Source organism: Amycolatopsis sp. NPDC058340, assembly GCF_042723975.1.
Lineage (GTDB): Bacteria > Actinomycetota > Actinomycetes > Mycobacteriales > Pseudonocardiaceae > Amycolatopsis.
Genome location: NZ_JBHXIB010000034.1, coordinates 71,158 through 82,125, shown reverse-complemented (window position 1 = coordinate 82,125; position 10,968 = coordinate 71,158). Strand labels below are relative to the sequence as shown.

The following is a 10,968-nucleotide window of genomic DNA, read 5'->3' as shown; positions in this document are numbered from 1 at the left end:
GTACGTGAAGGCCCCCTTCATTGCGTCTAGCGCAGTGAAGGGGGCCTTCACGTACTTAGGTGAGCGCCGCCCGAGCCTCTCCCAGCGCGAAGCCGAGCAGGTTCAGCCCGCGCCAGCGTTCGGCGTTTTCGACATGCGGATGGTCGGCGGCCAGCCCGATCCCCCAGACCGTGTCCAGCGGGCTGGCCTCGACCAGCACGCGATTCCTGGTGCCGAGCAGGAAGTCCCGCAGATCCGGATGCTGTCCGAATTTCGCGGTCGTTCCGTCGAGAACGATGCCATAGCGTTCGTCCTCCCAGCGGGCCTCCTCGAATCCCCGTACCTCGCGGCCCAGCGCCTTGGCTTCACGCGGATGCCGCGCGCCGAGGATCCGCGCCGCGCTCTCGGCGTCGTCGAACAGAACGGCTTTGCGCCACATCATGTAGTGCTCGGCCGTCGGGAAGGTTTCACCGTCGGCGGTGAACCGGGCGGGCCACCACTGGCTGAAGCATTCGGGCCCGATCGTGCCGTCCCGGCGGGGCCGATGACCCCAGAAGTACAGGAATTTGACACGGCTCCCCGATCGCTGGAGCCGGACGACTTCGGCGACCGAGCGCGGGTTTCCGGACATGCCGGACAGCATGCTCGCCGTCGTCGCGGCGCGCAGCTGATTTACCGGGCTTGGCTCAGGCCAGCCAGGCGATGGCGCCGCCGATGGCCAGCAGCGCGCCGATCCCCAGCACGACGGCCATGAACTTGACGCTCTTCCAGGTCGCGTAGACGCCGCCGATCAGGAAGCCGCCGAGCGCGAACAGCAGCACAGCGATGGTCGTGTTACTCACGACCGCCACCCTGCCACACCCCCGCGACCGTGACCGCGCCGGGCTCGCCCTTGCCGAGGCGACCGGACCCGGCTAACGTACAACCACATGGTTGTACTTCGAGAGGAGAGCGAGGAGTCGCTCAACCAGCTCTTCCGCGCCTTGGCCGACGGCACCCGCCGCGACATCCTGGCGCGGGCGATCACGGAAGCGCCGTCGGTGTCCGAGCTCGCCGCGCGGTACGAGATGAGCTTCGCCGCCGTGCAGAAACACGTCGCCGTGCTCCAGCGCGCGGGGCTCGTGCGGAAACGCGCCAACGGCCGCGAACAACTGGTCTCGACCGACCGCGAGCGGCTCCGGCTCGCCACCGAACTCCTCGACTCCTACGAAGTCCTTTGGCGCCAGCGGGTGGCGCAGCTCGACGATGTCCTCCGGGAAGGGGAATGACGATGCCGGTCACCTCGGTCACCAAGGATCCCGAGAAACTCCACCTCACGGTCGTGGCGGACTTTCCCGTTCCGCGGAAGCGTCTTTGGGCGGCTTGGGAGGATCCAAGACAACTGGAGCGCTTCTGGGGGCCACCCTTCGCGCCCGCCACGTTCACCCATCACGATTTCCGAACGGGCGGCCGCGCCGAATACTTCCTGACCGGCCCCAACGGCGAGAAGTGGCCCAACTCCTGGAAGTTCGCCGCGGTGAATCCCATCGACTCGTTCGAGGTGCACGACGGTGACGACAACGCCGGCGACGAGGACATGCCCACTTCGATGACTTTCACCTTCGAGTCGACGGCCGAGGGATCACGGATGATCCACGTGACGCGCTTTTCCAGTGTCGAAGCCATGGAGAAGACGATCCCCGGCATGGAAGAGGGCTTCCGCGCCGCGATGCCCCAGCTCGACGCACTCCTGGAGGCGTGATGAGAAAGCTCAAGATCATCGAGCACATCTCACTCGACGGCGTGATCCAGCATTCCGCCGACGAGAACGGCTTCCCGTACAGCGGCTGGAACACGCCCTACCGGACCCCCGCCGGCCGGGAAGCCCTCTTGGCCGCGCACACCGAAAGTTTCGACCTGCTGCTCGGCCGCCGCACCTACGACCTCTGGTCGGAATTCTGGCCGGACGCGCCGAGCGAGCCGTTCGCGGACCGGCTCAAGGCGGCGACGAAGTTCGTCGTCACCCACCGGCCGGAAAGCCTGAAATGGGGCCCGTTCGAGGGGATCGGCCCGGACATCATCCCCGCCTTGAGCCGCGTCAAGGCGCAGGACGGCCCGGATCTCATCCTCTCGGGCAGCTCCACGCTGACGTCGACACTGCTCGAAAACGGGCTCGCGGACGAAGTCGTGCTGGCTGTCTATCCGCTTCTTTTGGGTACGGGCAAGCGTTTCTTCGCCGAAGGAACGCCCGCCCAGACCCTGGACTTCGTCGGCTCCACGACCACCCCGTCCGGTGTCGCCCTGAACACCTACAAACCCGCCGGACCGCTCACCTAACGCAGTCAGCCCCCGCCGACTTCGCGATAAGATGGCCGCCACCCCGGCATCCAATGTCCACAAAGGACAAACACACCGGCCGCGTGCCCGATCGATGTCACAACGTCCGGTTTTGACGAGGGTCGTGAGTGGCGAAGGTCGTTCTAACCCTCATTGCCACTCACGACCCCCGCGCAACCCAAATCCGACGCAACGGCAGAATGGGCATCCTTTATGGACAGTCGTATCGCGTCAGGCCCGCAGGCGAGCCCCAGTATGCGACACGCCGCGCTCGCCTAGCGCAGTTAGTCCTCTGGATGCGGTAGTTGCACACGCAAGGAACGCATCCAGAGGACTGAACGCGGGGGTTAGAGGACGCCCTTCGTGGACGGGATGCCGCCCGCCCGCGGGTCCGGCTCGGTGGCGGCGCGCAGCGCCCGCGCGACGGCCTTGTACTCGGCCTCCGCGATGTGGTGCGGGTCGCGGCCGTGCAGCACCCGGACGTGCAGCGCGATCTGCGCGTGGAACGACAGCGAGTCGAACACGTGCCGCGTCAGCACGAACGGGTAGTTCCCGCCGATGGTGAAGCTGTTGAACTGCTCGGGTTCGCCCAGGTGCACGCAGTACGGCCGCCCGGAGACGTCGATCGCGGCGTGCGCGAGGGTTTCGTCCATCGGGATCCACGCGTCGCCGAACCGGCGGATACCGCTCTTGTCGCCGAGCGCCTGCCGCAGCGCCTGGCCGAGCACGATCGCGGTGTCCTCGACGGTGTGGTGCGCGTCGATGTGCACGTCACCGGTCGCCTGCACCTTGAGGTCGAGCGAGCCGTGCACGCCGAACGCGGTGAGCATGTGGTCGTAGAACGGGACACCGGTGTCGATCTCCACCTGCCCCGTGCCGTCCAGGTCGAGCTGGACCGAAATGGACGATTCCTTGGTGGTGCGATCCACCTTGCCGACGCGACTCATCGCGGCACCTCCTTGCTGGCCTCGAGAAAGGCGTCGTTCTCTTCCGGCGTGCCGATGGTCACCCGCAGGTGCCCGGCGATGCCGACGTCCCTGATCAGTACACCGTTGTCCAAATAGGACTTCCAGGTCGCGGGCGCGTCCGCGAACCGTCCGAAGAGGACGAAGTTCGCGTCGCTCGGGACCGGCGTGAATCCCAAGCCCAGCAACGCTTCCACCACGCGGTCGCGTTCGGCCGCGAGTTTGGCGACCGACGCGAGGGTGGCGTCGGCGTGCCGCAGCGCGGCGCGGGCGGCGGCCTGCGTGAGCTTCGAGAGGTGGTACGGCAGGCGCACCAGTTGCAACGCGTCGACGATCGCGGGCGCGGCCGCGAGATACCCGAGCCGTCCGCCCGCGAAGGCGAACGCCTTGCTCATCGTGCGCGACACGATCAGCTTCGCCGGGTACTCCTCGATCAGCTCGACGGCGCTCGGCTGCGACGAGAACTCCGCGTACGCCTCGTCGACCACCACGATGCCCGGCGCCGCTTCGAGCAGCCCGCGCAGCTCGCCGAACGGGATCGACCCGCCGGTCGGGTTGTTCGGGCTGGTCACGAACACGATGTCCGGACGGCGTTCGCCCACCAGCGCGGCCGCCTTCTCGGTGTCGAGCGTGAAATCGTCGCGGCGCGGCACCGGCAGCCAGTCGGTGCGGGTGCCCGCCGAGATGATCGGGTGCATCGAGTACGACGGCTCGAAGCCCAGCGCCGACCGGCCGGGGCCGCCGAAGGCCTGCAGGATCTGCTGCAGGATCTCGTTGGACCCGTTGGCGGCCCACACGTTCGACTCCGACACCAGCACACCGGTGGACACCGCGAGGTAGTCCGCCAGGTCCTGGCGCAGCGCGACGGCGTCGCGATCCGGATAGCGGTGCAGCGAAGCGGCTTCGGCGCGGACGGCCTCGGCGACGTCGGCGACCAGCGCGTCCGGCGGCGGGTACGGGTTCTCGTTGGTGTTGAGCCGGATCGGCACGTCGAGCTGCGGCGCGCCGTACGGGGTCTTGCCCCGCAGGTCCTCCCGCAGCGGGAGCGCGTCGAGCGTGATCTCCTCGCCGATGCTCATGCCCGCTCCCCCTCGAATCGCGCCGTGATGGCCTCCCCGTGCGCGGGGAGGTCTTCGGCGTTCGCCAGCGCGACGACACGGCCGGCGATCTCGCGCAGCGCGTCCTGGCTGTAGTCGACGACGTGCACGCCCTTGAGGAAGCTCTGCACCGAAAGCCCGGACGAGTGCCGCGCGAATCCGCCGGTGGGCAGCACGTGGTTCGACCCGGCGCAGTAGTCACCGAGCGAGACCGGCGCGTACGCCCCGACGAAGATCGCGCCGGCGTTGCGCACGCGGGCCGCCACCGAGCGCGCGTCCGCGGTCTGGATCTCCAGGTGCTCCGCCGCGTACGCGTCGACGACGCGGATTCCGTCGTCCACAGTGGACACAAGAATGATGCCCGACTGCTTGCCGCCGAGTGCTTCCGTCACGCGCTCGGAGTGCTTGGTCGCGGCGACGCGGCCGGTCAGCTCCTTGTCGACGGCGTCCGCGAGCTCCTCGGACGTGGTCACCAGCACACTCGCGGCGAGCGGGTCGTGCTCGGCCTGGCTGATGAGGTCGGCGGCGACGTGCACCGGGTCGGCCGTCTCGTCGGCGAGGATGGCGATCTCGGTCGGGCCCGCCTCGGAGTCGATGCCGATGATGCCGCGCAGCAGCCGCTTGGCCGCGGTGAGGTAGATGTTGCCGGGACCGGTGACGACGTCGACCGGCTCCAGTGTCGCGCCGTCGGTGTCGGTGCCGCCGTACGCGAGCAGAGCGACCGCCTGCGCGCCGCCGACGGCCCAGACCTCGTCGACGCCGAGCAGTTCGGCGGCGGCCAGGATCGTCGGGTGCGGGAGCCCGCCGAACGCGGCCTGTGGCGGCGAGCACAGCACGAGCGTGCCGACGCCGGCGATCTGCGCCGGGACGACGTTCATCACCACGGTCGAGGGGTACACCGCGAGCCCGCCCGGCGCGTACAGCCCGACACGCTCCACCGGGATCCAGCGTTCGGTGACGGTACCGCCGTCGACGACGTCGGTCGTGACGTCCTGACGGCGCTGGTCACCGTGGACCTTGCGGGCGCGGACGATCGACTCCTCCAGCGCCTCGCGGACGGCCGGGTCCAGGTTCGCGAGCGCGCTGGTGAGCTCCGCGGCGGCCACGCGGACGCCACCGGGACGGACCTTGTCGAACTTCTCGGTGAACTCGAGAACCGCCTCGACGCCGCGATCGCGGACCGCCTCGACCACCGGCCGTACGTGATGCAGTGCCGCGTCCACGTCGTACTCGGCACGCGGGAGCGTGCGCCTGAGCTCGGCAACGGACGGGACCTGTCCACGCAGGTCGGTACGGTTCAGCATGGGTCAAGGGTACGAGGTGGCCGGATCGCCCCGAGCAGGCACACTGGGGTGGTGACCAGCGATCCCACGATGAGGGAGGCCTCCGTGCCGCGAATCGGGTTGTGCCAGCTCACGGCGGCCGAGGATCCCGAAACGAACCTGAAGCTGATTCGCGAAGGCGTGGCGGCCGCGGCGGCCGAGGGCGCGCGGATCGTGGTGTTCCCCGAGGCGGCGATGGCGCGCTTCGGCATCCCGCTCGCACCCGTCGCGCAGCCTTTGGACGGTCCGTGGGCGTCCACAGTGGCGGCACTCGCCGACGAGCACGGCGTCGTGGTCGTCGCGGGCATGTTCACGCCATCGCCCGACGGGCGGGTGAGCAACACGCTGCTCGTCACCGGCGGCGGCCATCATTTCGGCTACGACAAGATCCATCTGTACGACGCGTTCGGGTTCGCCGAGTCCGACACGGTCGCCCCGGGGACCGCGCCCGCCACCTTCGAGGTCGACGGGGTCACCTTCGGCCTCGCGACCTGCTACGACATCCGCTTCCCCGAACTGTTCCGGAAGCTGGCCGACGACGGCGCCGACATCGTGCTCGTGCCCACGTCCTGGGGCGCGGGCGAGGGCAAACGCGAGCAGTGGGAGGTGCTGGTGCGCGCCCGCGCGCTCGACTCCGGCTGCTGGGTATTGGGCTGCGGGCAGGCCGATCCGGCCACGACCTCGACCCCGGTGAACCCCAAGGCGCCGACCGGGATCGGCTACTCGACGGTGTCCGACGGTTTCGGCCGCGTCCACACCCAGCTGGGCGCCGGGCCGGAACTGGTGGTCGTCGACCTGGATCCCGCGGTCAGCGGGAAGGCGCGGGCGGCGACGGGCGTTCTGGCGAACCGGCGCCTGTAGCGTTTTCTCGGTGGACGGGTCGGTTCTTGTCCGGCGCCGCCGGGCGGGTCTGGGCCGCCGCGCACGACGGCCTGCGGGTAACTTCTCGGGGCCGCGGTTCTAGCGAAGCAGGCCTTCCCGGATCGCCACGCGGACGAATCCCGCCCGCCGCCGCTCGCCGGTCTTGTCCCGGATCCGGTCGAGATAGGACCGCACCGTCCGCACGCTGATGTTCAGGATCTCCGCCACGTCGACGTCCCGTTCGCCGGCCGCGACCAGCCGCAGGACCTGCTTCTCCCGTTCGGACAGGACGATCTTGGGCCCGGCGTGGCGGTCTTCGCTGTCCTGGATGATCATCCCGGCCAGCGTGGGCGACACGTACGCGTTGTCCTCGGCGATCGTGCGGATGGCGCGCAGGAGTTCGTCGCCGTCGACGTCCTTGGACAGGAAGCCCTTCGCCCCGGCCTGCATGGCGCCCAGCACCTCGGGCTGCTCGGCGTGCGCGGACACCACGAGCACCTTGTGCCCCATCTGCCCCACCTCGAGCACCGCGGCGGCGTCCTGGACACCGCGCAGCTTGAGGTCGAGGACGACGACGCTGCCGGGCGGCTGCTCCTGGACGGCGAACCGCGCGACGGAGTCCGCGACGGCACCCAGCTCGATATCGGGCGCTTCGGTGAGGACACGCGCGACGGCGTCCCGGTACAGCGGATGATCTTCGATCACCCCGACGTTGATCGGCGTACTGCGTTTCGGCTGCTGCTCGTCTGCGTTCACCGGCGTCCTTCGAATCCGCCCGCGTCGGCGCGGGGCGCGACCGGCCGAGACGGACCGGGCACCTCCGGCGGAGACGCGAGCCCGAGCTGGATGGCCTTGCGGACCAGACCGGCCCGCCTTCTCTCTCCGAGTTTGTCACGGATCCGGTCCAGATAACCGCGAACCGTCCGAACTCCGATCCCAAGGATGCGGGCGATGTCGACGTCGCGTTCGCCCGCGGCGACGAGCCGCAGGACCTGCTTCTCCCGCGCGGAGAGCGCGACGTCCGGAGCCGGCCCGGGACGGTCGGCGTTGTCCTTGATGATCATTCCGGCCACCACCGCGGAAACGTAGGCCCGGCCTCGCGCGACCGTCCTGATCGCGGTCAGCAGCTCGTCGACGTCGACGTCCTTGGACAGGAAACCCTTGGCACCGGCCGCGATCGCGCCGAGCACCTGCTCGGGCTCGGCCTGCGCGGACACCACGAGCACGTGATGCCCCAGTTCGCACACCTGGAGCACGGCCGCCGGCCCGGCGATCCCCGGCAGGCCGAGGTCGAGCAGCACCACGCTGCCGGGCGGCTGCGGATGGACGTGGAACCGGGCGACCGAATCGACCACCGCGCCCAGCTCGATGCCTTCGGCCTCGGTCAGGACCCGCACCACGGCGTGCCGGTACAACGGATGGTCTTCGATCACCGCGACGTCGACCCGGTCGGTCTCCGGCCTGTCCTCGGTCCTCTGCACGTTCCCGATCACCCCGTCCCACCCGCCGCGGGCACCGCACGGCCCGCTTGCGCCGGATCCAGCGCGGGACCGCGCGGGACCAGTGCCAGCAATCCATTCGGAACCGGTTGCCGGTCGGCTTGGCCGTAGCCGAGGGAAGCGAGTGCCTCGGTGCTCGCCACCGGGTATTTCTGGCCTGTGTCGGTGACGACGTAGACCGTGCCGGAACCGGATTCCGCCACCACCGCGCCCCCCGACGGGGGCACGAAGACGGCGTCGGCGACCAACGCGTCCGTCCGCGCCGTCACCGGGATCGCCTTCGCACCTTGCGGCAACGGGACCTGTGCGGAGATAACGATTCGAGAACCCTGTGCGCATAACGTCACGGACTGTCCGGTAACGGGCGCTTTTCGCGGGATCCGGTCGGGATACTCCGCGGGATCGGCCCCGCCCGCCCTCGCCGTGCCGACCTTCGGCACCGCGGCGACGTCGGCCGCGCGCACCGCGACGGGCGCCGGGACGCCGGTGTAGGCGTCGGCGTTCCGCGGGGTGTTGATCAGCAGGCTCGCCTCGGTCTGGCCGATCGGTTCGAGCCCTTCGGCACGGACGAGGTAGTACGACGTCGCGTCGTTCGGCGACGCCATCGCGTCGACGACGCCGAGCACCGAACCGACCTTCGTCGAGACTCCGCCGACCTTCGGGCCCGGACGCCCGGCGTCCTCGACCGCGCGGTAGGCCAGATCGCGTCCGGCGGCGACGGTGCCGATCCACCGGGAGGACACCGCGATCGCCGGGTAGGTGTCGAACTGCAACGCCGTGGCGGCCTCCGGGGTGAGCTTGTAGCGGCGCCCGGCCGTCACGAGGTAGCGCTCCCCCTCGGGAACGCGGACCACGACGGCCTGATCCCTCGGCAGGTCGATCCCGGCGGCGGGCGCGCCTAGGAGCACCGTCGTCTCCGGTTCGGCCGACGCGGGCGCGTCCTGGGTCGTGCGCGAGCAGCTCGTCCACGGGGTGTTCACGAGCGCGGCCGCCGCGGGCAGCGAATCGGGGGCGCCGGGGATGCCGATCTGCGAACCCCTCGGCGCCTTCGCGAGCTTGTCCGAAGGGACGGTCACAGTGGCCTCGCCGTCGCCACCGGCCATCAGCCGCGCGGAGGCGTAGTTGAGCACCGGATGCAGGGCGCCGTCCTGACCGAGGATGTAGCGCGCGCCGGTGCCCTCCTCGACGATCACCTTGCCGCCCGCGAGCCAGTCCTTGCCACCGGACGGGTTCAGGAGGCCGATCACGCCGAACACGGCGGTGACCAGCAACGCCACACCGAGGCCGCACAGGGTGCCGATGACGAGCCTGCGGCTCGGGGCGACCGGATGGTTCGCGTCAGCCGAGACCAGTGCCGAAACCAGTCTCCTGCGGAGGAATTGGTAGGCCTGGATCTGGTCCCGCTGCGTCCACACGCTCCCGTCCCCCGCCGTTCGTGCCCACCCGTTCGAGGGTGCTCACGTTAGGTCCGGCCCAGGTTCGCGGTGAGGGTATTTTTTACGCCCCTCCCCCGCGCGGGGCGGGGCTACCGTCGGGCGCGTGCACGGAGGAGGGGAATTCCTTGTCGGTTGACGCCCCGGCCCGCCCGGTCCGGCGAGAGACACCCGCGCGCCGCGTCGCGGGCGCCGCGCCGCTGCCCTGGCTGCTGCCGGTCCGCCCGCTGCAGGCGGCGCTCTGGGAGATCGCCGGGATCGCGATCCTGCTGGCCTTCACCGTCGACGGGATCCCTCAGGCCGCGCGCATCAGTGTCGCCGCCGTCGCCGGCGTTCTCGTGCTGACGACTTCGGTCCGTTTCGCCGGACGCCACGCCGCGGGCTGGGTGCTCACTTGGGCCGGATATCGGCTGAACCGCCGGAAAAAGCCCGAAGTCCCCGATCCGCTGCATCGGCTCGCCGGTCCGGTCCGGGTGCGTCAGCACGTCGACCGCGCGGGCAACCGGTTCGGTGTCGCCGAAGTGAGCGACGGCTGGAGCGCGATCGTCCGGCTCACCCCCGGCGCCGTGGCTCCCGCGCCGGACACCCTCGTCGGCATCCTGCGCGACGCGTACACGACTACCGGGATCCCTTTGTCCAGCGCGCAACTGCTGACCTGGACCGTCCCCAATGGACAGTCGGTGCTGCGTGTCCGCTGGCTCACCGTCCGGTACCGGCCCGAGGACGCGCCGATCGCGGCGCTCGCCAGGGGCGGTGGGGAACTGGGCGCGCTGCGGAGCACCGCCTGCGCGGCGCTTTCGCTCATGGGCGCGCTGGCCGAAGCCGGGTTCGAGAGCACCGTGCTCGAAGCCGGCGAGGTGGCGGAAAACCTGCGCGTGGCGCTCGGCAGCGGCCACGACGCGCCGGTGGACGGCTGGCGTTCCTGGGAGTGGGGCGGCGCGTCGCAGGTCTGCTACCGGCCACGGTCGGAGCGGGATCTCGCGCGGACACTGGATCTTCACGTTCCCGGCTCGGCGTTCACCGCGACTTCGTACACGCTGTACCGCTCTCCCGGCGGGCGCGAGAAGTCCGAAGTGACCATCCGGGTCGGCGGGCGGCCGGGGGCGGAAACGGTGCGGCCCAGCGGGATCGCGGTGACCCCGCTGCACGGACGGCACGCGGCGGCGGTCCGGCGGACCCTGCCGCTGGCGCTGGAGAACTGAGGGGACGGTCCGTGGAGGATTCCTTTCTTCACTGAGGGTAGGGAAGGAATCCGCCACGGACGTGACGCATTTCGTCCTCTGAATGCGGTAGTTGCGCGAGGCAAGTACCCATTCATTGAGGGGGTAAGACAAAGACGACGGGGCGGATGGGTGTGCGGCGTCGGGCCGAAGGGCCCTTCGCCGCGCCCGATGCGGCGAAGGACGCTTTCGGCCCAGGTCGCCCGTGGGCCCCCGTTGCGAAAGCCCCAATAGCAACCCTCAACCTTTCGAAAGAGGGGTTAGCAAAACCCCCCC

Annotated in this window: 13 protein-coding genes; 5 read left to right on the top strand and 8 right to left on the bottom strand. The window is 70.0% G+C overall.

Annotated elements, in window-relative coordinates; translation table 11 throughout:
• Positions 1-55: 55 nt before the first annotated feature.
• Together ACFWIW_RS29540 and ACFWIW_RS29535 are read right to left on the bottom strand one after the other, a co-directional pair.
• Positions 56-610, bottom strand: coding sequence for an NADAR family protein (locus ACFWIW_RS29540; RefSeq protein ID WP_378371483.1), 555 nt, complete (start codon positions 608-610; stop codon positions 56-58).
• Positions 611-665: 55 nt separating this feature from the next.
• A complete protein-coding gene (locus ACFWIW_RS29535; RefSeq protein ID WP_016335988.1) occupies positions 666-821 on the bottom strand; it encodes a hypothetical protein in 156 nt (51 codons plus the stop codon).
• 87 nt (positions 822-908) lie between these two features.
• Between ACFWIW_RS29535 and ACFWIW_RS29530 the strand changes: the two genes are divergently transcribed.
• Genes ACFWIW_RS29530 through ACFWIW_RS29520 form a run of 3 tightly spaced genes read left to right on the top strand, consistent with a single transcriptional unit; the run spans position 909 to position 2,295 of the window.
• Entirely contained in the window at positions 909-1,247 is a 339-nt protein-coding gene (locus ACFWIW_RS29530; protein ID WP_378371482.1) for an ArsR/SmtB family transcription factor, read from the top strand.
• Positions 1,244-1,720, top strand: coding sequence for an SRPBCC domain-containing protein (locus ACFWIW_RS29525; protein WP_378371481.1), 477 nt, complete (start codon positions 1,244-1,246; stop codon positions 1,718-1,720). Before ACFWIW_RS29530 ends, ACFWIW_RS29525 begins: the two co-directional genes overlap by 4 nt.
• Positions 1,720-2,295, top strand: a complete 576-nt coding sequence (locus tag ACFWIW_RS29520; RefSeq protein ID WP_378371480.1) for a dihydrofolate reductase family protein — start codon at positions 1,720-1,722, stop codon at positions 2,293-2,295. The genes ACFWIW_RS29525 and ACFWIW_RS29520 overlap by 1 nt, the downstream gene beginning before the upstream one ends.
• A 347-nt stretch (positions 2,296-2,642) precedes the next feature.
• Here ACFWIW_RS29520 and hisB read toward each other — a convergent pair whose 3' ends face one another.
• From hisB to hisD, 3 genes are read right to left on the bottom strand one after another with little or no spacing between them, the layout of a single operon-like run.
• Entirely contained in the window at positions 2,643-3,242 is a 600-nt protein-coding gene (gene hisB / locus ACFWIW_RS29515) for an imidazoleglycerol-phosphate dehydratase HisB (protein ID WP_007029930.1), read from the bottom strand.
• Positions 3,239-4,339, bottom strand: coding sequence for a histidinol-phosphate transaminase (locus tag ACFWIW_RS29510; protein ID WP_378371479.1), 1,101 nt, complete (start codon positions 4,337-4,339; stop codon positions 3,239-3,241). The genes hisB and ACFWIW_RS29510 overlap by 4 nt, the downstream gene beginning before the upstream one ends.
• A complete protein-coding gene (gene hisD / locus ACFWIW_RS29505) occupies positions 4,336-5,661 on the bottom strand; it encodes a histidinol dehydrogenase (protein WP_378371478.1) in 1,326 nt (441 codons plus the stop codon). Before hisD ends, ACFWIW_RS29510 begins: the two co-directional genes overlap by 4 nt.
• A gap of 84 nt (positions 5,662-5,745) precedes the next feature.
• Between hisD and ACFWIW_RS29500 the strand changes: the two genes are divergently transcribed.
• Positions 5,746-6,540, top strand: coding sequence for a carbon-nitrogen hydrolase family protein (locus ACFWIW_RS29500; RefSeq protein WP_378371477.1), 795 nt, complete (start codon positions 5,746-5,748; stop codon positions 6,538-6,540).
• 99 nt (positions 6,541-6,639) lie between these two features.
• Here the strand turns inward: ACFWIW_RS29500 and ACFWIW_RS29495 are convergent, their stop codons facing one another.
• Genes ACFWIW_RS29495 through eccB form a run of 3 tightly spaced genes read right to left on the bottom strand, consistent with a single transcriptional unit; the run spans position 6,640 to position 9,454 of the window.
• Positions 6,640-7,296: a response regulator transcription factor gene (locus ACFWIW_RS29495; protein ID WP_016335996.1), complete on the bottom strand. Its 657-nt coding sequence runs from the start codon at positions 7,294-7,296 to the stop codon at positions 6,640-6,642.
• Positions 7,293-8,033, bottom strand: coding sequence for a response regulator (locus tag ACFWIW_RS29490; protein WP_378371476.1), 741 nt, complete (start codon positions 8,031-8,033; stop codon positions 7,293-7,295). The genes ACFWIW_RS29495 and ACFWIW_RS29490 overlap by 4 nt, the downstream gene beginning before the upstream one ends.
• Positions 8,030-9,454: a type VII secretion protein EccB gene (gene eccB, locus ACFWIW_RS29485; protein ID WP_378371475.1), complete on the bottom strand. Its 1,425-nt coding sequence runs from the start codon at positions 9,452-9,454 to the stop codon at positions 8,030-8,032. Before eccB ends, ACFWIW_RS29490 begins: the two co-directional genes overlap by 4 nt.
• A gap of 146 nt (positions 9,455-9,600) precedes the next feature.
• Here eccB and ACFWIW_RS29480 point away from each other — a divergent pair, with 146 nt between their 5' ends.
• On the top strand, positions 9,601-10,674 hold the full coding sequence (locus ACFWIW_RS29480; RefSeq protein WP_378371474.1) for a type VII secretion protein EccE: 1,074 nt from the start codon (positions 9,601-9,603) through the stop codon (positions 10,672-10,674).
• Positions 10,675-10,968 lie beyond the last annotated feature (294 nt).